General features: G+C 68.2%; 21 protein-coding genes and 1 pseudogene. 15 read left to right on the top strand and 7 right to left on the bottom strand.

Annotated elements, in window-relative coordinates:
- Positions 1–94 (top strand): annotated as a pseudogene (locus tag ACWEN0_RS49050) (fasciclin domain-containing protein); the annotation flags it as partial.
- Between the two features lie 1279 nt (positions 95–1373).
- Positions 1374–1628, top strand: coding sequence for an Lrp/AsnC ligand binding domain-containing protein (locus ACWEN0_RS49045; RefSeq protein WP_451988634.1), 255 nt, complete (start codon positions 1374–1376; stop codon positions 1626–1628).
- 854 nt (positions 1629–2482) lie between these two features.
- Here ACWEN0_RS49045 and ACWEN0_RS49040 read toward each other — a convergent pair.
- On the bottom strand, positions 2483–2920 hold the full coding sequence (locus ACWEN0_RS49040) for a hypothetical protein (RefSeq protein ID WP_451988631.1): 438 nt from the start codon (positions 2918–2920) through the stop codon (positions 2483–2485).
- A 1519-nt stretch (positions 2921–4439) separates the two neighbouring features.
- Here ACWEN0_RS49040 and ACWEN0_RS49035 point away from each other — a divergent pair.
- The 4 genes from ACWEN0_RS49035 (at position 4440) to ACWEN0_RS49020 (ending at position 6582) form a co-directional block, all read left to right on the top strand.
- Positions 4440–4793, top strand: coding sequence for an STAS domain-containing protein (locus tag ACWEN0_RS49035; protein WP_451988630.1), 354 nt, complete (start codon positions 4440–4442; stop codon positions 4791–4793).
- Positions 4794–5369: 576 nt separating this feature from the next.
- Positions 5370–5678: a hypothetical protein gene (locus tag ACWEN0_RS49030; protein WP_451988629.1), complete on the top strand. Its 309-nt coding sequence runs from the start codon at positions 5370–5372 to the stop codon at positions 5676–5678.
- A 186-nt stretch (positions 5679–5864) separates the two neighbouring features.
- Positions 5865–6161 (top strand): ATP-binding protein, encoded by a 297-nt coding sequence (locus tag ACWEN0_RS49025; RefSeq protein WP_451988628.1) that lies wholly within the window; start codon positions 5865–5867, stop codon positions 6159–6161.
- Positions 6162–6258: 97 nt separating this feature from the next.
- Entirely contained in the window at positions 6259–6582 is a 324-nt protein-coding gene (locus tag ACWEN0_RS49020; RefSeq protein ID WP_451988627.1) for an STAS domain-containing protein, read from the top strand.
- 436 nt (positions 6583–7018) lie between these two features.
- Here ACWEN0_RS49020 and ACWEN0_RS49015 read toward each other — a convergent pair whose 3' ends face one another.
- Positions 7019–7261, bottom strand: a complete 243-nt coding sequence (locus tag ACWEN0_RS49015) for a hypothetical protein (RefSeq protein ID WP_451988633.1) — start codon at positions 7259–7261, stop codon at positions 7019–7021.
- 273 nt (positions 7262–7534) lie between these two features.
- Between ACWEN0_RS49015 and ACWEN0_RS49010 the strand changes: the two genes are divergently transcribed.
- From ACWEN0_RS49010 to ACWEN0_RS49000, 3 genes are all read left to right on the top strand, one after another.
- Positions 7535–8527: a YncE family protein gene (locus tag ACWEN0_RS49010; RefSeq protein ID WP_451988626.1), complete on the top strand. Its 993-nt coding sequence runs from the start codon at positions 7535–7537 to the stop codon at positions 8525–8527.
- A 64-nt stretch (positions 8528–8591) separates the two neighbouring features.
- The gene (locus ACWEN0_RS49005; protein ID WP_451988625.1) at positions 8592–9005 is read left to right on the top strand and encodes an ester cyclase; all 414 of its coding nucleotides are present in this window, start codon (positions 8592–8594) and stop codon (positions 9003–9005) included.
- A 566-nt stretch (positions 9006–9571) separates the two neighbouring features.
- Positions 9572–10609, top strand: coding sequence for an LppP/LprE family lipoprotein (locus ACWEN0_RS49000; protein WP_451988624.1), 1038 nt, complete (start codon positions 9572–9574; stop codon positions 10607–10609).
- A gap of 577 nt (positions 10610–11186) precedes the next feature.
- Here the strand turns inward: ACWEN0_RS49000 and ACWEN0_RS48995 are convergent.
- Together ACWEN0_RS48995 and ACWEN0_RS48990 are read right to left on the bottom strand one after the other, a co-directional pair.
- Entirely contained in the window at positions 11187–12875 is a 1689-nt protein-coding gene (locus ACWEN0_RS48995; protein ID WP_451988623.1) for a beta strand repeat-containing protein, read from the bottom strand.
- A gap of 57 nt (positions 12876–12932) precedes the next feature.
- Positions 12933–13676: a hypothetical protein gene (locus ACWEN0_RS48990; RefSeq protein ID WP_451988622.1), complete on the bottom strand. Its 744-nt coding sequence runs from the start codon at positions 13674–13676 to the stop codon at positions 12933–12935.
- A gap of 461 nt (positions 13677–14137) precedes the next feature.
- Between ACWEN0_RS48990 and ACWEN0_RS48985 the strand changes: the two genes are divergently transcribed.
- The 6 genes from ACWEN0_RS48985 (at position 14138) to ACWEN0_RS48960 (ending at position 18539) form a co-directional block, all read left to right on the top strand.
- Positions 14138–15100, top strand: a complete 963-nt coding sequence (locus tag ACWEN0_RS48985) for a ferritin-like domain-containing protein (protein ID WP_451988632.1) — start codon at positions 14138–14140, stop codon at positions 15098–15100.
- 70 nt (positions 15101–15170) lie between these two features.
- The gene (locus ACWEN0_RS48980) at positions 15171–15506 is read left to right on the top strand and encodes a Sec-independent protein translocase TatB (RefSeq protein WP_451988621.1); all 336 of its coding nucleotides are present in this window, start codon (positions 15171–15173) and stop codon (positions 15504–15506) included.
- A gap of 119 nt (positions 15507–15625) precedes the next feature.
- Positions 15626–17002: a hypothetical protein gene (locus ACWEN0_RS48975; RefSeq protein WP_451988620.1), complete on the top strand. Its 1377-nt coding sequence runs from the start codon at positions 15626–15628 to the stop codon at positions 17000–17002.
- Between the two features lie 155 nt (positions 17003–17157).
- Entirely contained in the window at positions 17158–17358 is a 201-nt protein-coding gene (locus tag ACWEN0_RS48970; protein WP_451988619.1) for a hypothetical protein, read from the top strand.
- A 2-nt stretch (positions 17359–17360) separates the two neighbouring features.
- Positions 17361–17543: a hypothetical protein gene (locus ACWEN0_RS48965; protein WP_451988618.1), complete on the top strand. Its 183-nt coding sequence runs from the start codon at positions 17361–17363 to the stop codon at positions 17541–17543.
- Between the two features lie 690 nt (positions 17544–18233).
- Positions 18234–18539 carry a zinc finger domain-containing protein gene (locus ACWEN0_RS48960; protein WP_451988617.1) on the top strand — a complete coding sequence of 102 codons (306 nt, stop codon included), beginning with the start codon at positions 18234–18236 and terminating at the stop codon, positions 18537–18539.
- Positions 18540–18893: 354 nt separating this feature from the next.
- On the opposite strand, the gene ACWEN0_RS48955 is transcribed toward ACWEN0_RS48960, so the two are convergent.
- From ACWEN0_RS48955 to ACWEN0_RS48945, 3 genes are all read right to left on the bottom strand, one after another.
- Positions 18894–19127, bottom strand: coding sequence for a hypothetical protein (locus tag ACWEN0_RS48955; RefSeq protein ID WP_451988616.1), 234 nt, complete (start codon positions 19125–19127; stop codon positions 18894–18896).
- A 1123-nt stretch (positions 19128–20250) separates the two neighbouring features.
- Positions 20251–20481, bottom strand: coding sequence for a sigma factor-like helix-turn-helix DNA-binding protein (locus tag ACWEN0_RS48950; RefSeq protein ID WP_451988615.1), 231 nt, complete (start codon positions 20479–20481; stop codon positions 20251–20253).
- An 896-nt stretch (positions 20482–21377) separates the two neighbouring features.
- Positions 21378–22368: ANTAR domain-containing protein (locus ACWEN0_RS48945; protein WP_451988614.1), on the bottom strand; the 991-nt coding region annotated here is incomplete at its 5' end.

The following is a 22368-nucleotide window of genomic DNA, read 5'->3' as shown; positions in this document are numbered from 1 at the left end:
CGGCGCGAAGATCCTGTGCGGCAACATCCCCACGAAGAACGCCACCGTCTTCGTGATCGACAAGGTTCTCACCCCCGGCACCAACAAGAACTGACCACCGGCTCGGCCGCCGACGGGTGGCCATCCTCGGACGGCCACCGCGGACTTCGCAGACCTCCTGGAGTCCGGGGTGGCCGTTCGTCGCTGTCCTTGCTGGGACAGCGATCGCAGTCTGGCGGCGGGTAGCAGGAGATCCGCCGCCGGGGACGCCGAAGCGGCGGCGTCCGCCGGTCGTCGCCACCGCCGGATCACTCCAGGGCCGTGGCGGCGACCGGCCCCTCGCGCACTCACGGGCCCAGGGGAAGGACCGTGATCGGCACCAGCGTCCAGACCACTTCCTGTCGCTGTCGGCGCGCACTCCCCGGTCGAGGGGCAGCTGCTCCACCAGCCGGAGCCTGTATCCCGGACCCCGAGCAACAGGCCGCACCACCATGGCGTCCCGATCGCGATCGCTGACTTCGACCAGCAGGTGCGTCGACCTCGGTCTGGGTTCGGCACGGAGCAGGGCGGTCGCCGCATACGCAGGGCTTGGTTCAAGTCCGAGATCGGAGCGGCGGTGACGTCTAGGTGAGGGGTTCGGCGCGGTCAGGTGTACCAGCGGCGCCCCTGTCCGGTGAGGACGCGGCCGAACTCCAGTTCGGGGAAGTGGGGCGCCGACGCCGATGGTCGCCTCGTCTTCCAGCTCGCGGAACAACCGGTCACGGACCCGGCCGGCGAGGTCGGGGTTGACGTCGCCCATGGAGCGCCAGGTGGGTTCGTCGAGGTGGACGGGGCAGATGACCGCGTCGCCGAGCGGCAGCGCGCGTTGTTCGGCCGAGGATACGACGATGCACAGGTGCCCTGGTGTGGCCGGGAGCCATGATCAGGGAGATGCCGGGGGCGACGGTGGTCTCCTCGCTGACGAGCTGGACTCGCTCGCCGCGTTCGCGGGTGGTGACGAGACGGCGGTGGATGTGGCTGGCGAGGTGGCCGTCGCCCTCGACGAAGTGGTCCCAGTCGCCGGCGCCGAACCAGATGGCTGTCACTCGTCGCAGGTCAAACGTCGTTCGTCCTCGGCTTCGCCTCCGGGCGATCCACGCTGACATGCTCCTCGCCGACAGCGACACGGCCGGGACGGAGGAAGGCCGGGTGCGGTCGGTTCCCACGAACACGGACACCCGCCAGTTCGCAGGTGCGGTCAACGCTGACGAACATCTGCGGTCGTATCAGGCGGACACAACCAGGCCGGCAAGCCGTCGCCGTGCCTCGGCGCGTGCGCCGATTGGAGGAGTCGGGCGCGATCCGCGGCTACCACGCCCTGGTCGACCCCGATGCGGTCGGCCGGGGCCTTGCGGGTGTTCGCTGGCGTCCGGCTGGTGCGCCACGCCCGCGCGGACGTCGCCGTGTTCGAGCGCGCCGTCGTCGGGCTGACCGAGGTGGTGCACACCCATCACGTCACGGGCAACTACGACTACCTGCTGCAGGTCGAGGTCGCCGACCTGCCCGCCTACGAGGACTTCCATGCCAATCGCCTGGCGGGCCTGCCGGGTGTGGCCGCGGTGACCAGCTACGTCACCATGAAGACACTGTCAGCCAACAGATCATCGTAGGCTCGTTCGCCGAGGATTGCGTCGCCTGGCAGTTGAGCGCGCACCGGCCAACCCTGGTCGCAGGCGGGCGAACGTGGCCGAGCGACTACCGCACAACCGAATACATGCACTCCACCAGCAGAGCGGGTGAAGCTCATCGCGACCCTGGCCACCCGCTGCCGGGTCTCGGTGGACACTCGCCACGCCCGAGGTCGCCGCGGCGGCCCTCGAGCCGGGCGCGACGATCGTCAACGACATCTCCGGCACGCTGCACGCGACGGCCGCCAGGCACGGCGTCGGCTACGTCGACATGCACTCGACGACGGTGCCGGTTCATTGAACCTGGACACACTTCACCCCGCGCAACTCTTGGGCTCGCTGGGACGGCAGGCCACAACTGACTCGTACATTTGTTCGAGTCATACTGGCCTTGTGGCTACAGGCAGCGAAAAATGGCAGGCCGAGACCTGTCCCAGTAGGCCACTCGGGGGTTGCGACACCCCCCGGCGTCCGTCGCGATCACCAGGGAGACGCTGCCGGCGCACCCGACCGGCTCGCCGGACACGCGGCTGGTGGTGCTGCGGGGGCCGTCTGGTGCCGGCAAGACCGCCGTTGCCCACGGCCGCGCGTGCCCGGCTTGGCAGGGGAGTCGGGCTGCTGGGTCTTTCCGACCTTGATCAGGCCTTAACCCCTGTTGCCTGCACCTTCACGTCCCGCACATGTGCGGGACGTCGTGCTGAGGGATCAGCTTCGGGTTGGCGTGGCAATTCGGAGCTCCGCACGGAGTGAACGCTCTGGCGACGGCTGGTGAGGGCGACAGGCCGAACGCTGCAGGCCACTGAAGCGGCAGCAAGGCACGTCTCACCCAGGTCTGATCAGGGGCCTTTGCTACGACGTTTCAGCGCCTCGAACCAGTCCTCAGGAGTAAGAGCATCCAGGTTGTAGTCGCCTCGAAGTTCGCGAATGATTTTCTTCTTCTTGGCATTCTCTTCCGCTAACAGCACCAGCTTTCGCTCTTCCCGGTCACGCCACAGGGATGGCGCGTAGATGACGTTGCCGGAGTACTTTCCTTGAGCGAGTTTGTGTGAGCGCACGGCTGTTACCACGTGGGTCAGCACTTCGTCGTCCAGCTCTGCCCCCCACGACCAGGTTTCGCAGAGCTGCAGCACCAGGAGTGCCCCCTGGCCGACGAGTTCCTGGACTTCCCTCGGCTCGACCCATCCTGTCACCTCGAACCACTCGGAACCGTCGGGGCCGATCAGGGCGTACTCCCCGGCTCCGAGCTCGCGGTAGCCGGGAACTTCCTCGGACATCAACCTCACCTGCGCTCGCTTATGAGTATCTGCTTACCAATAGTAGTGGTGTGTTCCGATTTCCCTCTGGCGCGCGCTGCCCGCGCATCCTTTTTGGTCCTGCAGAAATCGCAATGGTGGTGGTTTCCCGTCTTGCACGGATTGCGGAAGCGGGCTCGTTCGCCGGTCCGTTTTGCGTCTCTCCTGGCAGCCCTCTTGGCGGCACGGCTTTGCTCGGGTAGGTTTCCCTGAGTTGCCGGCGACGGGCTTGTAAGCTGACGATGCTGCGATGGCAAGCCGCCTGAGTTCGCCGGCTTAGTTCTCGATGCTGCCGACCCGCCCAGCCGAGCCGCTACCCGGACTTCCGTCAAAGCGCCGAGGAGGTCGACCGGCTGACCGATCATATGCGTGCGGCGGGCGCCCGGGTCACCAAGGCCCCCGTCGACGCGGAGTTTTTCACCGGCCGCTCGGCATACCTGTGCGATCCCGAAGGCAACTACTTCAAGATTGTTTGGGCGGACATCCCGGATAATCCCGTCGTCATCGCATCCCGCCGAGCGGCAGGGCTGTAACCGCACGCGGATCGGCCACAGAGCTGCACCGATCAGCCCTGGCCGAACTCCACGCGATTGTCCAGCGGCACGCAGGCATCCCGTCGCACGCAGACCTCTCACCCTCGCACCGGCCGAGGGTTTCTCGCGGGCCGATGCGTTCCGGCGTTGCTGCCCCCGGGAGTGGGGTGCTGCGGGCATGAACGACGAGGCCGACTGCCGGTGGGCGGCCGAGCGCACCGTCGACACCGACCAGCAGCGGCAGCTGCGCGAGCACACCCGCGAGCTGGCTCGGGCGATCGCCTTGATCGCGGACACGCTGGACAGGCCCGTGCGGCGACATCGCCGGCGGGATCGTGCTCACCCCGACCAGCAGCGTGGTGACCACCCGGATCCTCACACCAGGTCAGGTGCCCGGCCGCGGGCAGGAGCACCAGCCCGCGTGGCGCACTGCCGCGGCAGCCGAAGCGGCCCGGGCCGCATGCCCGACCCGGCGGCGTGGCAGCCGACCTGGATAGCGTCGGTCCCCGATACCCGGACCGACGACGGTTCCGGCTGCTCACCTTCGACGCGCGCTGCGAAACCTGACCAGCTGGGCGCATGCGCATCACATGCGGACAGGCGACTTCAGCGGCGGCGTTACTGCAATCGACCTCGTCCTGATGTCGCCGGTGGAACCGCTGACGAGCTGAACTGAGTGCCTTCGCCGCGTCACGGGCCGACGGATCTACGTGACGAACTCAGCGCGACTGCGCGTCGCGGCGAGCGGGCGCTTTTCGCGGTCATCGGCATGGATCGACCCAGACGTCACCGCCGTTTGCGGCGCAGGCTGACGCGCTCTACTGGCGATTGAGCCGACCGCCGCGCGGGTATGTGCCCGTCAGACGGTCGTGGTCGCCGGATCGCGAACCTCCTTGCCGACTTCGTAGTCAGGCGCATACGTAACGTGTCCATGCGGGGATGAGGCAACGACCGCGGAAGGGGCCCTCGTGCCGGAGGATCGTGCGGAAGGTGTTGCGGGTTCCGAATTTGCCGCATTGACCACAGGGATCGCTATGGCGGTCAGTTCGGGACGCGTGACGTTGGCAGGAGACTTCGACGCCTCGAACCGGGCGCAGGTGATCGAGGTGTTCACTGAGGCGGTGCACGCCGGCAGCGAGGACTTGCTCGTCGACTTGACAGAGGTTTCCTTCTGCTCTGCAGCGTTGCTGTCGGCGCTGTCGGGCCTGCACGAGGCATGTGTTCAACGGGATATAAGGGTGCGCGTGGTGCCTTCGTGGATTGTGTGGCGAGCACTGCGGGCCACGGGAATGGACGCGGTACTGACCGTCGCCGACGAATGACGCAGGCTGGCTCGCACCCCGGCGACAGCCTGCTCTTCTCGGCCGTCGTCTTTACGCCGCGGGTGCGATGGCATTTCCGCTCCAGCAGCCCGAGAACGGTTCGACACCGGCAGGACGTACGACGGCGTGAGTCGTCCGGGAGTGCTGCGCGGTCGAACGGCACCTGCAAGCTGAACTTCTCGACCTCCTCGGGTGGGATGGCGACGGGATCAGCGGTATCCACGTCGGACTGGGCGCGACACGTCTGTCCTGGATGCTTCGGCCGGTCCTCGCGAGCCCTGCAGCGCGGGCCGATGCGACGCGGAAGTAGCCGTGAAAGCTGACGCCGGACGTCCATGCCCGATCGAACGGGGAGCACCGCGGCCAAGGCCAGTTTCAAGGTCCCCAGGTCACGGCTGCCGGGCGGCTCAGCGAACTCGCCGAGGCGGCCGCCGACAAGCACATGCCGAAGGCTGAACCCCAGTCATTCCGGCCGCGCACGAGCAAACGCCGCCGCGGCTCACAGGCCAGCTGCCTTCAGCAATCCGCGACCGAGCAGGGATCGCCCAGCGCAGCATTGCCTGGCACGGTCACAGCATGGGCAGTGACTCCCGAGTCATCACCGTGACCCGACTGATGAGGGCACCCGCCTCGCGCGTCTTCGCCTATCTGACCAATCCAGCCAACCACCACGCTCTCGACACCAGCGGCATGATCCGCAGCGCAGCAGAGCCCCGCCCCCATCACCCACCCGGGGCAGGTATTCCTGATGACATGCACAACGCGATCAGGGTTGACCACCAGGTCGCCAACCACGTGATCGCGTTCGAACCCGACAAAGTCATCGGCTGGGCCCCGCCGAACCCGATCAACCACCGGCCGGACACACCTACACCTGGCATCTGACGCCCGTCGGCGACCACCACACCACAGTCTCCCAAACGCACGATTGGTCGGCGTTCAGTCACACCGACGCGCTCTCCTACCTGCCCGTCGTGAACCGTCAGCAACTTCAGGCATCACTGGACAACTCGCCGACAACGTTCAGCGCGAGAACTAGGAGGTCATAGGGCCACATCATTGACACGCTGGGTGGGAGCCCACGACCTACCGGACGGCATGGTGTTGGGCGCGTACGAGGCCATGACCTACGTCGTCGAACACGCCTACAGCGACGAGCCCACCGGCCCGTTGGCGGCGCACGCCGAGCTGAACCGAGGTCGGCTCGGCATCACCGTCATCGATTGCGGAACGTGGAAGCCACCCAATCCGGCGAACACGCTTCGTGGCCGGCGGCACCTGCTGATCGACGCGGGTAAGCCACCACAGCGCCACGATGGAACCACCGTGACCATGAGCTCGAACCTCCTCGACGCCAACTGCTGTTGAGACGTCCGCACCTCACTCGTATCGTGTGAGCCGTCATGTTCGTCCGCGTCACCGTGCGCTCCGGCTGAGGCGCGAAGGCCGGATACCTGGAGACCACGTGCCGCAGCCGACAGACCTACTCGAAATCCGATCGCACACGTCCGAAACAGGCGTACTGACCATCCAGGTCCGCGGCGATCTCGATGGCTCCACACGCCATCTCCTCCGGACCAAGTTCACCGCGGCGCTCGACGTCCGGCCACCGGCGATCGTCGCGGATCTGGCCGAGATCGGATTCTGCGATTCGACTGGCGTCGAGGTCCTCGTGCGCCTCCACCAATGCGGACTGGAGCTGGGCATCCCCGTACACATCGCCCCCGCGCCCGGCTTGCGCAGGGTGCTGGACTTGGCCGGGCTCACGGACGTCCTCGATCTCCGGTGAGTGTTTCGCACGAAACGGACGACTCGGATCGCGGGTGTGCGATCGCCGACGTGTGCGTTCCTTCGCGACGCCGAAACGCCCAACGCCGCAGAAAGGGGTCGAAAGTGGCAGCCTTAGCGGACAGTGGACCCCCAGCGCACCGCCGGACACGTTCTCACGCCGGCCTCCGGGCAAGCCGCCACCCCAGTCTGCCGGGTGCTGGGCGCCGTCAGTACATCGCGACGCTGTGCTCGGCGGATCTGTCGGCAGCTCGGAGCAGACGACCTGCTGCCGGTCGGACCACTGAACCGCACGGCCAGGCACGACCTCGTTGCCGTGCTGCGCACGGCGCTGACAGCATGTGTCGACGACGAACGTTTTGCGCTCATCGCTTGCCGACGCTGTGCTTCTCGACGAGCTGGCCATGCTTCCCCAGGATCAGCAGCAAATGGTCCGCCTACTTCACGGAGATCACCTCCTGCTCGAGGAAGCAGCGGACATACTCGGGGTCGCCCCAGCCACCCGAAACAGGACGGCGATGGTTCTCGTGACCAGCGCCCCGCCGTAGATGATCTGGACGCGGCCGTCGATGTCGCCGACGGTCTGTGCGTGGTTGCCTTGCCCCGGCGGACGCGCTGCTGCTGTCGAACGTCCAACGTTTGCTCAGCCGGCCACAGCCGAAGTCCCAGGCCGTGATCACCTCGCGGGTGTAATAGCCCCGCGCGATGAGCAGGCTAGGGTGCTCGGCGTCGAGGTAGAGCCGTGTCGGTGAGGCACCGGTCGGCCCGCGAAACCGGCTGAACCTGGTACAGGTGGCGCGGCTCCTCCGGTCGCTCTGAACGCGGTCGCCACGCACAGTCACGGTGTTAGTGCACTTCCGGCCATTACAGGCCTCTTACGGACTCGCTGCCACCACGGCCAAGGGCAGGTCTGCGCCTACGCTGATCACTTCCGCCACGAGGAGGTGTGCCCGGTGCGGCTGGCCCATTGGTGCCTGACCGGCATCCTCTTGGCGGGTTGTTCGAGCCCCGTCGCCGAAAAGCCCGCCGAGCTCCCACCCGCCGCCGAGCCCGCCGCTGCTCCGATGCCGGGCCGGCCACCGGCGGGCCGGGTCGTGCCGCTGGGCAAATCTCCGGAGGGTGTTGTCGCGGACGGGACCACCCACCTCGCCGCTGTCGGTGTCCGCGAGCCGAACGCGCTCGCACTCGTCGACACGCGAAGCGGACAGGTCGCCACGCGGGTTCCGCTGCCAGGCTGGCTGCGGCACCTGCAGCTTGCCGCACCCGGCGGTCCGGTCCTGGTGCCCGACGAGACCTCCAACTCCTTGCTCACCGTCGCGCTGCCCAGCGGCCACGTGATGGCGAAGGTGGAGACGGGTATCGTCCCGCACGACGCCACCCGCGCCGCCAATGGTTCGTACTTCGTCGCGAACGAGCTCGGCAAAAGCGTGGTCGTCGTCCGCGACGGGCGGGTGACCCACACCTTCACCGACGTCACCCAGCCCGCCGGGCTTGCCGCGGTCGGGAATCTCGTCGGCCTCGTCGACGTGCGGCAGAACGACCTCACCGTGTACAACGCCGACAGCCTCCAGCGTGTCGCACGAGTACCCGCCGGTGCCGGCCCGACCCACGTGCTCGCCGACAAGCGGGGTCGGCTCGCGGTCGCGGACACCCGTGGCGATGCCGTCCTGCTGTACCGGCTCTCGCCCCAGCTCCAGCAAATCAGCAAGATCGCGCTTCCGGGAACGCCGTACGGCATCGCCTACGACAACGTCCGTGACCGCATGTGGGTGACCCTGACCGCACGCAACGAGGTGGTCGGTATCGATCTTTCGACCGGCGCCCCTCGGGAAACCGCCCGGTTTCCGACCGTCCGCCAGCCGAACACCGTCGGCGTCGACCCGGTTACGGGTAGGCTCTTGGTCACGGGCACGGCCGACGGCGTACTGGAACTGATCGACCCGTAGCGGAGCACGTTTCCTAGCGCCGGTTCCGGGCACCCTCCCAGCGATCACTCACGAGGAGGCACAGATGGCACGGGAACAGAACATCGCGACGCAGGAAAAGGCGTCCGAACTCATCAATGCCGGCGAAACGGACGCCGGCGTCCTGATGATGTTCGCCGAAGACGCGATCGACCACGACCCGGCGCCTGGCCAGGCGAAGGGCCGCGATGGGTTCCGCGACTTCTTTCGCACGCTCTTCAGTGCCTTTCCGGACGCACATCTCGAGCCCGCGACGCTGGTGGCCGACGAAGATCTCGTGTGCCTGGCCTACACGTTGACCGGCACTCATCGCGGTGAGTTTCAGGGTGTTGCCGCCACCGGCAGGAAAATCAAGGTCCGCGGAGTCCAGATCGGACGATTCGAAAACGGGCAGATCGTGGAGCGCTGGGGCAGTACGGACGAGCTGGGCATTTTGCGCCAGCTGGGTGCCGCAACGTAGGGCGGACTACGACGAGAAGCAGCGACCGGAGTCAAGCTTCACGACTGCGCGGCACCCTCTGCCGTGCTGACGCTCGGCGCTGCTCACGCAAGCCCGAGAAGCCGGCATCTGCCGGCCCCAGCCGCGGCGGCTCGCCGGGCAGATTTCAGCGCGATTTGACCCTCCAACTTCCGCAGGACGTTGGCGACGTGCTGCTCGACCGTTCACAGCGACAGGACGTAGACCCTCGGCTATCTCCCGGTTCGTAAGGCCTTCGGCCAGCTCGTGCCGGAAGGGCGACGAGCCGGCCCGTATAGGTCCTGCGAGTTCTCCGCCGCGCTCCCGTCGTATCCACATCTAGGCCACGTGTCCGCCGTAACGCTCGTAACCCCGCGATCGACCTCATCGGCATAAGGCGAATGCCTCGGACCCACCCGCGCCCGAGAGCCGTCCAGGTCCGTGAAATGAGGCAAGCGGTGCGCCCATGTCCGTACTGTGCGGAAAGAATCCAAGACCGCGCCGTCCTGTGCAGGTGGTGCGGCAATCCGGTCCATCCCGTCGACACGACGGCGCGTTCCGGCACACCGATGAACAGGACGTTCGCGAATCCGCCATGGGCCCGGGCCGGCCTGATCGTCGGCGGCCTCCTGGTCACGGTAGCGCCACTGCTGCCCTGGGTGAGTGTCGTTCTGCTCGGAGACTTCAGCCTGGTTCGCGCAGCGGCGCCGGTAGTCTCGATCGCCATCAGCGTCTTCGGCGCCACTGGCCTGGTCTGCGGCGCCCTCGTGAGATCCCCCACCGCTGCGCGAGCGGTCGGGGTCACCTTCGGCATCGTCACCGGCGCCGCGGTCGTGCTCCTCATGGTTGTCGCTGCCCGGATGGTGTCTCCGCTGCAGCCGCTCGCGGGGATTTCCTGGGGCCCGTGGGTGGCGCTCGGTGGATCCATCGCCGCACTCATCGCCGCGGCCGTGCCCGGTTCCCGCCCGACTGCGCCCGCTCGGCCCGCCGCTGTGATGCTCGCGGTCTCGGTCGTAGTGATCTCCGGCGCCGCGGTCGGCATCGTCGTGTGGCAAGCGGATAGCACCTCGACCTCAGCGGCAGGTGCCTCGACGGCCGCTCCCGTGTCACCTGAGGAGGCCACCCCGACGACAACCCAGTCGGCGGGTATTCACCTTCTTCCCGTTTTCCCGGCGACCAGCGTCGGCGCCCCGGGCTCGGGGCCAGATCCCGGGGCGCCTGATCCCGTGGCGCAGGCGGCCGAAGCGGTGGTGCAAGCGCACGGCTACACGCCCAGCGCTGCCGTCCGATGGTCCGGCGGAAACACCTTGAACGCCATCACAGCCACGGCGACCGGTTCGGCCGACGGCTACGACCAGAGAGTGTTCTTCTTTCACGATGGCGCCTACATCGGGACCGACGCGCGACTGCCGAGCGCGGAGGTCAGCGAAGCCTGGTCGACGGGCGACACCATCGCGCTGACTTACCAGCTGTACAACCCGGACGACCCGGCTTGTTGCCCAACGGCAGGATCCGCCTTGGTCCGTTTCCACTGGTTCGGCACCGAACTCCGGCCGCTGGATCCCATCCCCACCGCGGCTCAGAACAGCCCGCGCAGTCGCCGCTAGACCCTCAAGCCGAGCATGAACTCCCAGTCGTAGCCGCGACCACCAGCCTTGCGGCATCGTGCGGCCGACGGGGATGCGGCCATCGGCTCGAACCGATAGCGGGTCACAAGTCGGCAACCGAGCGTTTGTACCGGGTCCTCAGAGGTACTTGCGACGCATGACGTCCCGGCTGTGGCGAGCCCTTGTGGCCGCCGGACTTCACTTGGCTGTCCTGCTGGTAGGAATTCCTCTTCCGGCGATTTCCCTGTGGTTGTGCGCATCCGTGATCGCGATCGTGGTCCCGGCTCCGCTACGACGACCGCGACACAACTCGCCTCGGTCGAACTGATTTCAGGTCTCTGAGTTCCTAGGTGTCGGGCCGGTCGCACGCTCGGCGTTCGGGTTGGTGACGTCCCGGTTCAGGCCGTCAGAGTCGTGATCACGTCAGCCGTGGGCCTTGACCGCACTCTGCGCCCGAGGCTTGCAGATCAACGGACTCCTGCGTGACAGTGCGATCCGCTGCGACCGGTTCCGTCGTCCACGACGAGCGGGGGCACCGAATTTCCGGTACCCCCGCTCGTGTTCCTCCCGCGGTCCGTCAGACGGTGTGCGGGGCGTGCGCGACGGTGTTCCAGCCCATGGCGCTGACGACGGCGTGTCCGCCGTTGCCCGCCCAGCCGGAGTTCCCGCCGGTGGTGGTGCTGTCGTTCCCGGCGTTACCGGTCGAGCCGGTGGCACCGGTGTTCCCCGAGTTGCCCGACGTCACTGCGGTGCGCGACGTCGTGCTGTTCTCGTGGCTCCAGCCGCTGTGGTGGCGGCCCTGCTGCTCGTGCCCGCGGGTCGAGGTGACGGCGGTGTTGCCGCCGGTCGAGCCCGAGGTGCCCGAGTTGCCGGACGTGCCGCTCGCGGCGTTGTTGTTGCTGGTGGCGTTTCCGGCGTCGCCTGAGCTACCACCCTTACCGCCCTTGGCGGTGCCGGTCACGACACCCAGGACACCGCTGCGGTCGCCCTGCTCGTGACGCTTCCAACTGTGCTCACCGGTGGCGGAGTTCTCGCCGGTGCCGACGACGGTGGCGTCGCCGCCGTTGCCCGCCCAGCCGGAGGTGCCAGCCGTGGTGGCGCTCCGGTTGCCCGCGTCACCGGTCCAGCCGGTGGCGCCCGTGTCACCCGAGTTGCCCGACGTCACCGTGGTGGCCGACGTCGTGCCGTCCTCGTGCGTCCAGCCGCCGCTGCGGTCCCAGCCGCACTCGTCGTGGCCACGGCTGTTGCGCTCGCCGCCGATGGTCCACACGATCGCGCTGTTGCCACCGGTGGTGCCCGAGTCGCCAGAGTTGCCGGAGTTACCGGTCACCGCGTTGTTGTGGCTGGTGGCGTCCCCGGCATCGCCGGAGTTGCCACCGTTGCCGCCCTTCGCGGAGCCGGTCACCCAGCCCATGACACCGGAGTTACCGCCCTGGTGCTTCCAACCGTGCCCACCGTTGTTCGTGGCGGTGTTGCGGCCCGACGCAGCCGTGGTGGCGTCGCCACCATTGCCCGCGTTGCCGGAGTTCCCGCCGGTGGTGGTGCTGGAGTTCCAGGCGTCGCCGGTCGATCCGGTGGCGCCGGTGCTCCCGGAGTCGCCCGAGGTCACCGTGGTGTCGCAGCGCGCCAGCACGCACAGGCCGTAGGCGCTGTTACCTCCGGTCGAGCCGGAATTCCCGGAGTTGCCCGAGTTCCCCGACGCGGCCGAGTTGGAACTGGTGGCGTTCCCAGCGTCGCCGGAGTGGCCACCGTGGCCGCCTTTGGCGGTGCCGGTCACGGATCCGAGCGAACGGACGAGCCCACCGCGCGATGATCCGGTGGTGTTCTCACCGGACGCGGCTGTGGTCCCGGAGCCGCCGTGGCCGGCGTTGCCCGAGTTGCCGCCGGTGGTGGTGCTGGTGTTCGAGGCGCTCCCGGTCGATCCGGTCGCGCCGGTGTTCCCAGAATCGCCCGAGGACACCGAGGTGCTGCACTTCGCGAGCACGCACACGCCGTAGGCGCTGTTGTGCCCGGTCGAGCCGGAATCGCCCGAGTTGCCGGAGTTCCCGCTGACCGCGGAGTTGCCGCTGGTCGCGTTCCCGCCGGCCCCGGAGTCGCCGCCGTTGCCGCCGGACGCAGTGCCGGAGACGACGGAGTGCAGTGTGTCGCCGAGCCCGCCCAGCGGGCCCGCATTCCCGGTATCCGCACTGGCCACCGCGTTACCCAGCAGGAGGAACCCGCCGGAGATGAACGCGGCGGTCAGGCCGCGTCGCACGTACTTGTGCATGAAATTCCCTTTCCTTGCTCTCTGTCCGTTGTGGAGTTTGAGGGTGGAAAGGGAAAATCAGCTCGGATGATCGTTGCCGTAGTACTCCAGCCAGTGCAACGACCACGCACCGGCGGGCGGTGCCCGCCACGTACGATCCGTCCCGGGCATGCGGTTCACGGCACCCGTCACGGCGAACTCGCCGCCGTGCTGGGCGCCAGAACCGGCCGATACCGCACCGCTCACGCCGGCGACGTCCGCAGGCAGGCCGCCGCCACCGGATCCCGACATCGGACCAGCAATACCGATCTCCGCCGACCCGGAATGCCCGGCAACCGACCAGACCGTGGCCCGTACGTCCTGCCGACGCTGCGCGTCAGCCCGCTTGTCCGCGACCGGAACGCCGGGTTCGGCAGGCCCGGCGTCCACCGGCGCAGAACCGCTGTCCGCGCGAGGCATGGGAAGCGTCGGCCGTCCGGCCTTCGGAAGCCCGGTCACCGCCGGGACCACGTCCGCGGCCCCGACCGCCCGCACCACCGGTGCGGTCAGCGGTGCCGTGGCGTGCAGGACCGGCGAAGTCACCGGAGACACCGCATGCACCACGGGCGCGGTGACCGGTCGCAAGGCCGACAGCACCGGCTCCGCCGCGTGCAGCACCGGACGGGTCAGCGGGGTGACGACGGGCTCGAGCCCGTTCGTCACCGGCTTCACCATCGGAGCCACCTGCGACGTCACCGCGTGCACCGGACCCGTGACGTGCTTGAACGCCGGACCGACCGGCTTGAGCACGTCATGCGCGGTGTTCCCGAACTGGTCGAGCACACCGGGCCGGGCCGGGGACGGCGCCCCGTCGGAAGCGTTCGCCGCGCCCGACACCGCCAGGGCCAGCAGGGTGAACCCGAACAACGCGCCGGCTACCACGAGCACCCGCAGCACGAGTGGGTGCCCGGCCGGTGTGTCATCCGTCAGGGAAGTATCCATCCATCTCACCCCCTTTCGAGTCTGGACTTCACCATCAGTCGTCATTCGAGGCGACGATCATCACCGGATTGGGTACAGAGCAAGGTTTTTTCTTTGAAGCCAACGTGTTTACTACCCCTGGGTAGCGGGTAAGCCTCGCGAATTTTGCTGTTCGGGTGATTTCAGCCGATCGCGTCAGCGACCCATCCGCACCCCCGAGCGGCCTCGAACGATCAGTGTCCACGAAGGATCCATCCCGCCGTCGGGAGCCGGTGGCGGGCTACGCCCGCTCGTACGCGCGCGGGCGGGTTAGGAGATCACCCGTGTTTGGCAAGCGCTACGCCGCGTCGATGATCAACCGCAGTGCCGAGAACGACCAGGACCGCCGCCGATTCCTGAAAGCGGCTGGCATGACTGGCCTCGGCGTCGTCGGCGCCGGAACCCTCGGCGGCCTCGCCGCCGGAACCGCCTCCGCCTCGACGCCTCGACCGACGGCCAACGAAGCCGCCTCCGGTGGGATCAGCGACGGAGCGGTGCTCAACTTCGCGCTCAACCTCGAATACCTGGAGGCCGAGTTCTACCTGCACGCGGTCACCGGCAAGGGCCTCGCGGATTCGATGACCACCGGGACGGGCACCCGTGGCGGCGTCACCGGCGGCCGCGCTGTCCGGTTCGAGACCCGTGCCGCCCGCCAATACGCGCAGGAGATCGCCTCCGACGAGAAGGCCCACGTCCAGTTCCTGCGCAGCGCACTGGGCTCTGCCGCGGTCAGCCGCCCGGCGATCGACCTGCAGTCCAGCTTCACCGCCGCCGCCCAGGCCGCCGGCCTGGTCAAACCCGGCCACAGCTTCGACGCGTTCGCCTGCGAGGAGAACTTCCTGCTCGCGGCGTTCCTCTTCGAAGACGTCGGCGTCACCGCCTACAAGGGTGCTGCTCCGCTGATCAGCAACAAGACCTACCTCGAAGCCGCCGCCGGCATCCTCGCCGTCGAGGCCTACCACGCCGGCAACATCCGCAGCGCCCTCTACCAGCGCGGCGACGGCAAGGCCACGGTCAAGCTCTCCGACGCCCGCGACAGCCTCGACGGCCCGAGCGACGACGACCAGGGTGTCATCGACAGCCACGGCCAAGCCAACATCGTCCCGACCGACGCCAACGGCATCGCCTTCAGCCGCTCACCGGGCCAGGTTCTCAACATCGTCTACCTGACCAACAAGGCCGCCACCTCCGGCGGATTCTTCCCCAAGGGCGTCAACGGCGACGTCAACACCAGCGCCGCCCACTGACCCGGAGCGGGTGCCGGACCATCCGAGGGACTGGCCTGGCACCCGCACCACCCCCGATCGGAGGGGCACGATGCTCGGCCTCAGCCCGGAACACCTGCTCGTCCTGCTGGTCGCCGCTCTGTTCATCCTCGGCCCGGAACGACTTCCCGGTGCCGTCGCCACGGTGCGCAAGACTACACAGAAGGCCAAGGACGCCCTCGCGAACGCTCACGAGCAGATCAGCAGCGAGATCGGTCCCGAGTTCGAGCAGCTGCGCAAGCCGCTGGGCGAGCTCAACCAGCTCCGGAGCCTGGATCCCCGCACCGCCCTCACGCGGTTCGTGCTCGACCCGCCGTCGGCCGAACCGCCCACCCCGACGCCGTCGCCGAGCGGGCGAGTGGCCGGTGTAGACATGGAAGCCACCTGACGCATAACCGAAGGTAGTTCACGTTCGAGATCGACGACACCACCCTCAGCATTTTCGACGCCTTCGAGACCGAAAGATGCCCGCCAAACCCACCCCGACGGGCAAGTCCCGTCGCGCTGGTGCAGGTCGCCGAAGACCTGCTGGCCGCCGATCCGGACATCCGCCCCGTGGACGTCATCGCGGCGACCCGACCGCAGCCCGCTTTCCGAGGTGATCGCCATGAACACCCTGCCCCCGGCGTCGGGACCGTAGCCTCGGACACCACGGGCGGCCTCAGGGCCTTCGCCCCCGGAAGGACGACCATGAGCCAGCACCTACCGGACTTGATCGCGCTGCGCACCAAGCCCACGGCCGGCAAGGCTGGCTTGGACGCGTATCGGGTGCTGCGGACGCGGGCACGACGGCGGTGGACCTGGGCGGCAGCCGCGATAGCCGCAGTCGTCTTTCTCGGCGGCGCCGTCGCGCTCGCGACGGCCTCGGGTAGCGATGAAGCTCCGGCCCCCGAGGCAGTGACCCAATGGCCGGCGCGTGGCCCCCTCACCGGGGACACCGTACTGATCGGCCGGGCGAAGCTGGCTTGGGCGAACGCCAGCCCGGCCGGGGCCCCCGGATCGGCAGCCGCCGTACTCTACGCCGGGCCGCTCGGCAGGCAGGCCGGGCAAAACGCGACGCTGGTCGTCCTGCGCCGCAACGACGCCACCGGAAAGACATCGCTGGGCTTCATGACCACGCCGTCGACCACCGGCGCACCGGACACCACGCTGATAGTTCGAGCCCAGGTGAACGTCTCCACGAGCGCACCCGCACCGGCTGCCTACGGCTTCGTCGACTCCAGACCGGCGCCCGAAGACCGGATCACGGCAAGCCTGGCGGTCGCCCTCGTCGCGCCGGGCATGTCCGGCGGCCGCTTCAGCACCAGCGCTGTGGAGCAGAAGGCCGCCGGCACCATCGACCCCCTCGACGGGTTGCTCACCATGGACCTACCGCCGCAGGCAGCAGCCTGGAACACCGAGCTCGCGTTCGGCGACCGCGGGGAACAGGCCATCGCCTCCTTGGCCGCGGCAGCCGACGACCCGGCCACTCGTACCGTCACCGCAACCCCGCGTCTCGACGGCACCTTCACCGTCACCGGCGCCGCGGACGCGCAACCGGGCGACCTTCTCACGCTCCACGAGGGGCTGATCGGCGTCGTCACCACCGGCGGCACCACTGCCTCCGCCAGCACAGATCTGACGACGCTGCAGACATCAGGGCTGAGTACCTGGATCGCGACCACCGACCGTCCGGTCAGCCTCGCCGCCGGCCCCGGCAAGCAGATGACGGTGACCGGTGAGCTGCGCGAGGGCGACCGCGTCGTCGCCGGCGGATTCCCCGGCACCGCGGCCGTCATCAACCTCGGCACCATTCACCTCACCCCGGACGGCACCTGGATCCTGCAGCGGGACGTCTGGTTCCCGGTGACTTCCACCCAAGCCACTCTGATCCGACACCCTTGAACCCGGCTGCCGGAACGCTGGGCTGTCACCCTGCCAGATCAGGCTTCCGGAAAGCGACATGTGTCACGCAAAGAAAGGGACCAATAGCGGTCAGGGACTGACCGCTATTGCAGACACAGTCGGGTCAGCGACTCGGACAGACAGCAGGAGCACCCATGGCAGTCAGCACACTCATGCATCTCAACTTCACCGGCAACGCGCGGTCGGCGCTGGAATTCTACCAATCCGTGTTCGGCGGCCACCTCATGATCATGGAGCATGGCACCCAGCTCGATGTCCAGACCGAAGGCGCGACACCGGCTACGTGCCGATGGCCGCGGACCACCCCGACGCCGGGCGTGTCGCCTTCGGCATAGTTGTGGCCGAAAATGGTTTCCGCATCGCCGCCTACGACGTTCTCGGCACAGCCGGCATGCGCCCGCCCGGCGGCATCGCCGTGCCGCCGGGCCCGGCCATGCCACGCACCCGCGGAGTCACCCACACAGAGCCGTTCTTCGTGCTGCTCGACGGCGACTCCCTCGACGAGCTGACTCCGCCCTGACGGGCCGCGCCGTCGATCAGACCTGCGATCGGCCTGCCGTCACGCACCATGTCGGTTCACCTCTGCGATCGCGCATGCTGGGCACCCCCGCGGTCGCGCACACCACCTCAATTGTTATTGCTGCCACCGCGCCACCGGTGAACTGACAGACTCTCCCACCACCCTCGCGCCCTGACCCCGCCTCCGGCGGTGCATGTCCGAGGTTCGGCGCACGTGTCCGCTGCCGACTGGTCCGTCGAGAGCCCCGCCGCCACACACGCCACGACGTGGCGCGCAGACGTCGCCGGGCGGCTCTGCCCGGGCTGACCGCGATGCCGCACCGGCGAACCGTTGGAGCACCGGAAACCCGGGGAGGCCCGTGACATCACGATAGGGACCGGCGACACGAGCTCGTGGATCCGCGTGCGGCCCTTGCGGCGGCCGTAGGGTTGGCCGGATGAGCGCGGAGAACCCGGACATCACCGACCCGTTCGAGGTGGCAGGCTGGCCTTCGGCGCCGAAGACGGGGTGATCCAGGGCGACCTGACCTGGCATTCTTACGTCGACACCGATGACGCGGGCACCATCACCGTCAACGTGTTCCCGACACCAGCCCTATGAGCGGCGCCGCGGGCCTGGGCTTCCGCTACCGGGTCGAGTACGTCGGCCCCGCGCAGCCCACCACCGACTGAGCAACCAGAGGACCTGCTTGTGACCGATTACTTCACTCTCGATCCGACGTCGAAGGCGACACGCGATCCCGCGGTCGTCGAAGCCGCGCTCCGCCGGGCCTGGAACGCGTGCGCCGGTGTGCCCTGCCCGAAGTGCGGCGTCGCCGCGGGGCAGTACTGCCGGGACAAGACGCGGGGAAGCTGGTGGGTCACCCGGTTTCACCGGCCCCGCCAAGATGCCGCGGGCGCGCGGGGAATACTGGCCCGGGTCGGGATTCACGGGCTCAGCTGGGCGAAGGGCACCGGGGTGTTCGCCTGGGATGACCGCCGCGTGCCGACGATGTAGCCGGGCGCGGCGCCTCCGTGTCCGTAGGCGCTACGGAGCTTCCGGGAGATCGATGGTGTCGAGGATGTCCCACTGGTAGCAGCCGTCGGCGGGGTGCTACGTGTCCGAGGCGACGTGCAGGGCGTCCAGCTGCTAGGCCCAGCGGCGGCGGACGTGGTCGATGCCGGTGGCGTCGAGGATGCCGCGGTCGGCCTGGGTGTAGGCGAGCGCGAAGTGCGGTCGCCAGTGCCGTCCGATCCGGTCGGCGTGTGCGAGCGCGCGGACCTGGTTGACCAGCTGTCCCAGGGCTCGTCGCAGGCCTCGAATAGCTCCGGGCCGGTCGGGCCGGGGCTGCCGATGTCGAGCTGGACACCGTCAGCGTTGGCGGTGTCCAGGCCCAGCACCATTTCGGCGCTGTAGCACCTGGTCGTCGGCGCCCTCGCGCAGCCGCGCGGCCAGCTGCCCGGCCGTATACGTCCGCTCGGCAGCGGCGACGACGCCGGGCGCGGCGCTGCACACGGTCAGGTGCAGCCAGTCCGCGGGCACCGCGGTGCAGCCCCATTGGCCGGCCAGGGTCTTCTGGTAGGCGCCGTGGATCCGGCGGCGCATGTCCTCCTACGGGGTCGCGAGTACGTGCAGCCGAGTCTCTCCCGGTGTCCACCCACCGGTGCGCGGGGAAGTGGTCGCGGGTGGCCACGGCCGGGCCGCCGACCGCGCGGCAGCTGCCATCCCAGCGTGTGCTCACTGGGCAGCTCCCACCTCTGTGTCGGCACCCTCAAATCGACATAGAGAGCTCGAAGGCCCGGGAGGAACTGGCACGAGAGCTGCGCACCCACGTCCGCCAGGTACACCAGCTGCGCAGTGCCTCGTCAATCGCAGCCTCACCATCAAGAACAGCCTGGACATCGAAGTTCGCGTCGGACATCAACTGCCGGCTCAGCCCACGTGCGAAGGTGACTGCCTCAACGCGCGCGGGACGCGCAGTTCGACATGCCGATCGCCGAAACCCGCAGGCCACGGCTCAGAACGAGACGCAAAATCCATGCTGTCGACTACTCCGGTTCAGGGTCGTCGTACCGCGGAACGGGCACCGATTGCCCAGATCGGAGGTGTGACGCCCGAACCCGTCCCACAACCCCGACCCCCCAAAAAAAGAGCAGCGAGGGCTTTCGCACAGGCCCTGGACTCATTCAGCGATGCTTGGGCGTCACGCAACACTCCACCCTACGCTCGCGACCGGCGACAAACGACCCGGCAGGCGTGACGCCCGGTCACCTAGGGGTGCGTCCGCAGCACTCACGATGATCCGCCCGAGCAGGGGAGCGGGCAAGTCACCCGGCCACCGGACCCGACCGGACGTCACGCATCAACCACGCTAAGCCCACGAACGACTCCCCGCCAGCGGAGGGTGAAGAAGGCGGGCACACCGCTGACCACCTCAGCCTAGGGGGCCGCTGTGTCGATCAGGTGGCCTATTTGCAGTCTCGGCACTCGACGGGACGGCCGGGTATCCGCGTTGGCGCGGCACAGGGACTGCCGCCGACGTATGACCGAGCTTGGCAGCGTGTTCGCCGAGGCTCGGTTGTCGGACGTCCTGTTGTGCGCAGCTTGGCGAGGCGGGGCCGAGCCGTTGTCGGCCAAGGCCGTGGCACCTTGGCATAGGTCGACGATTTACGGATTAGGTGTTTGCGATTCGCGACCAGATGGGTGGGCCTGGCGAAAACCGGATGTTTCAGCCTGTCGTGAAAAGGGAGCTCATCGATGATTTATCGCTTGCTCGATGCACCGAGCGCAACGCGGCGGTGAGCAGCCGATGGACTTGGGGCAGGCTCCATCCGGTAGTCGTCGCGATCTCGGCCGGGGAACGGCCGGCGAGCGCGGCGCGCAGGGCGAGCTGTTGCCGCGGCGGGAGGCGGCCGGCAGCGTCGGCGAGCAGCGCGTCGGCGATTGCCTGCCCGAGCAAGCCCGGATCCGTCTCGGTTGTCCAACTCCGCTCGGACCAGGTTAGCCACGTAGTGGGGTTCCCGGTTTCCGGAGGCGAGCACCTGGGTGCATAGGCGCTCGGTCTGCCGGACCGACCGCCCAGCGCGTCGGCTGATCCGGAAGACCAGATCGACGGCGCGGCTGAAGTCATCGTCCATCGTGAGCGGGCCCGCCTGGATGGCGCTCATTCCACCACCGTCCAGGTGATCCCGGCGGTGTCCAGTGCGGTGGCGAAGGCACGATCGGTCGGGGCGACTTGGACGCTGCAGCGTGACGGAAATGGTGACGACGCGGTCGCCGACCCGAATCCGCGCCTTCATCCACTGCGGGCGTGCTGTCACTACATCGAGTGCACTCATCCGGCTCCACCCCTTGACGCGACCAGTTGATCCGAACCTCGCAAGAGTGCCCTCTCGCGGACTCCTTACACACGAGTCCGAGTGACAGAATAGCTACCTAGAGTGACTTTCGGGTGCGTTTTGCGCTACCGCGGCTGCAGCCGTGCGCGCGCCAGAACGGTCGCACCGGCGGAAGGCCTTGTTGCCGACGACACTCATCCACCTGGGCGCGGTCGGCGGACGGGGCCGAACCGGCTCGTCCTGCGCGACACAACGATCAACCACAGGTTACGACCACTTTTCTCGCGCCGGACACCTTGGGGGACCCTCTACAGTTCGCCCCGCCCGGGAGGGCCAGCCCTCGTCCAAGACGATACCTGGTGCCGATTGCCGAAGGTGACGCTCCTGCCCAGGCAGATCGCCGGGATCGTCCCCGCTGGGTGTAGGAACAGCCCGCGATCGCGAGGTACGGCTCCTGAGATCGGGGGTCAGGTTCCACAGGTTCTGAGCCAGCGGTGGCCCGAGGTGCCCGCGATCCTCAGCGGACTGGCCGGGTGACGCCAGCCGCCGTTGCGTCGCTGTGCAGATGTTCGAGTGCGTCGAGCAGGATAGTGCGGCGATGCCAATCGAACCATCGACCGGTTTCTTTGCAAACTCGGTCGAGTTCGGTGAGTGCGGCGGTGGGCGGCAGGTCGTCGGGGCGGTCATAATAGGTGGTTACGGCACCGACGCAATGGCCGTCCGGCTGCAGTATCGGCTCGCTCTGCGCCGCGCGGGTGCCGTTGCGCAGGATTGCCTCGCAAAGCTCGCCGGTGAACAGGGGACTGGTTTCGACGTCGGTAACGATGACCGGCTGCTGGGTATGCTGGGCGTGGGTGCTCGCAGTGCCGGACTCCAGGTGGGTGAGACCGACGACGAGGTCGGTGTCGAGGCGGTGGTGGTGTTCGAGAGCGAGACCGCCGGCGAGCGGTTCGACGCTGTGTACGTGACCGCGTGGCGCCATGGTGACCGCGCAGGCGGCATCGAGCGCGGCGGACAGCAGGGCTGCGGGTGTCTGGGCTGCCGGGCGCAAGGTCATGACCGGCGCGGGATGGCGGGCTCGTCCTGGGAACCACGCCGGCCCCGTGGGTGCCCGCATGCTCTGGATGGCGGCAGCCAATGCTCTTACCGGGACGTTGTGGGCTTGGGAGGCTCGCTTCAGCAGGGTGAACGCTTCGACGTTGGACGGCAACTGGTAGCGATCACGCAGCACGGTGAGGACTTGGCCGATCAGGGCACGGTTGCGCAGATGTCTTACGTCCAGCCGTTCCGCTGCGAGCGAGCCCTGCTGATGGCCGAGCCGGCTGAGTGCGGCGGCGTGGGTACTGGCGATGACCAGTTCCCGGTCGGCTTGGCGCAGGACCCGGGCGATGAATTCATCACTTGTGACGAGCACTAGGGCGTGTCTGACAAAAGGTTTCGGCTGACGACTGGGATGCTCCGAGGTGTGTCGCGGTTTCAGTTGCTCTCGGATTCCCAGTGGGCGTTGA

Source organism: Amycolatopsis sp. NPDC004378, from assembly GCF_053602455.1.
Note: the sequence above shows the minus strand (reverse complement) of the source record. Positions and strands in the feature narration are given on the sequence as shown.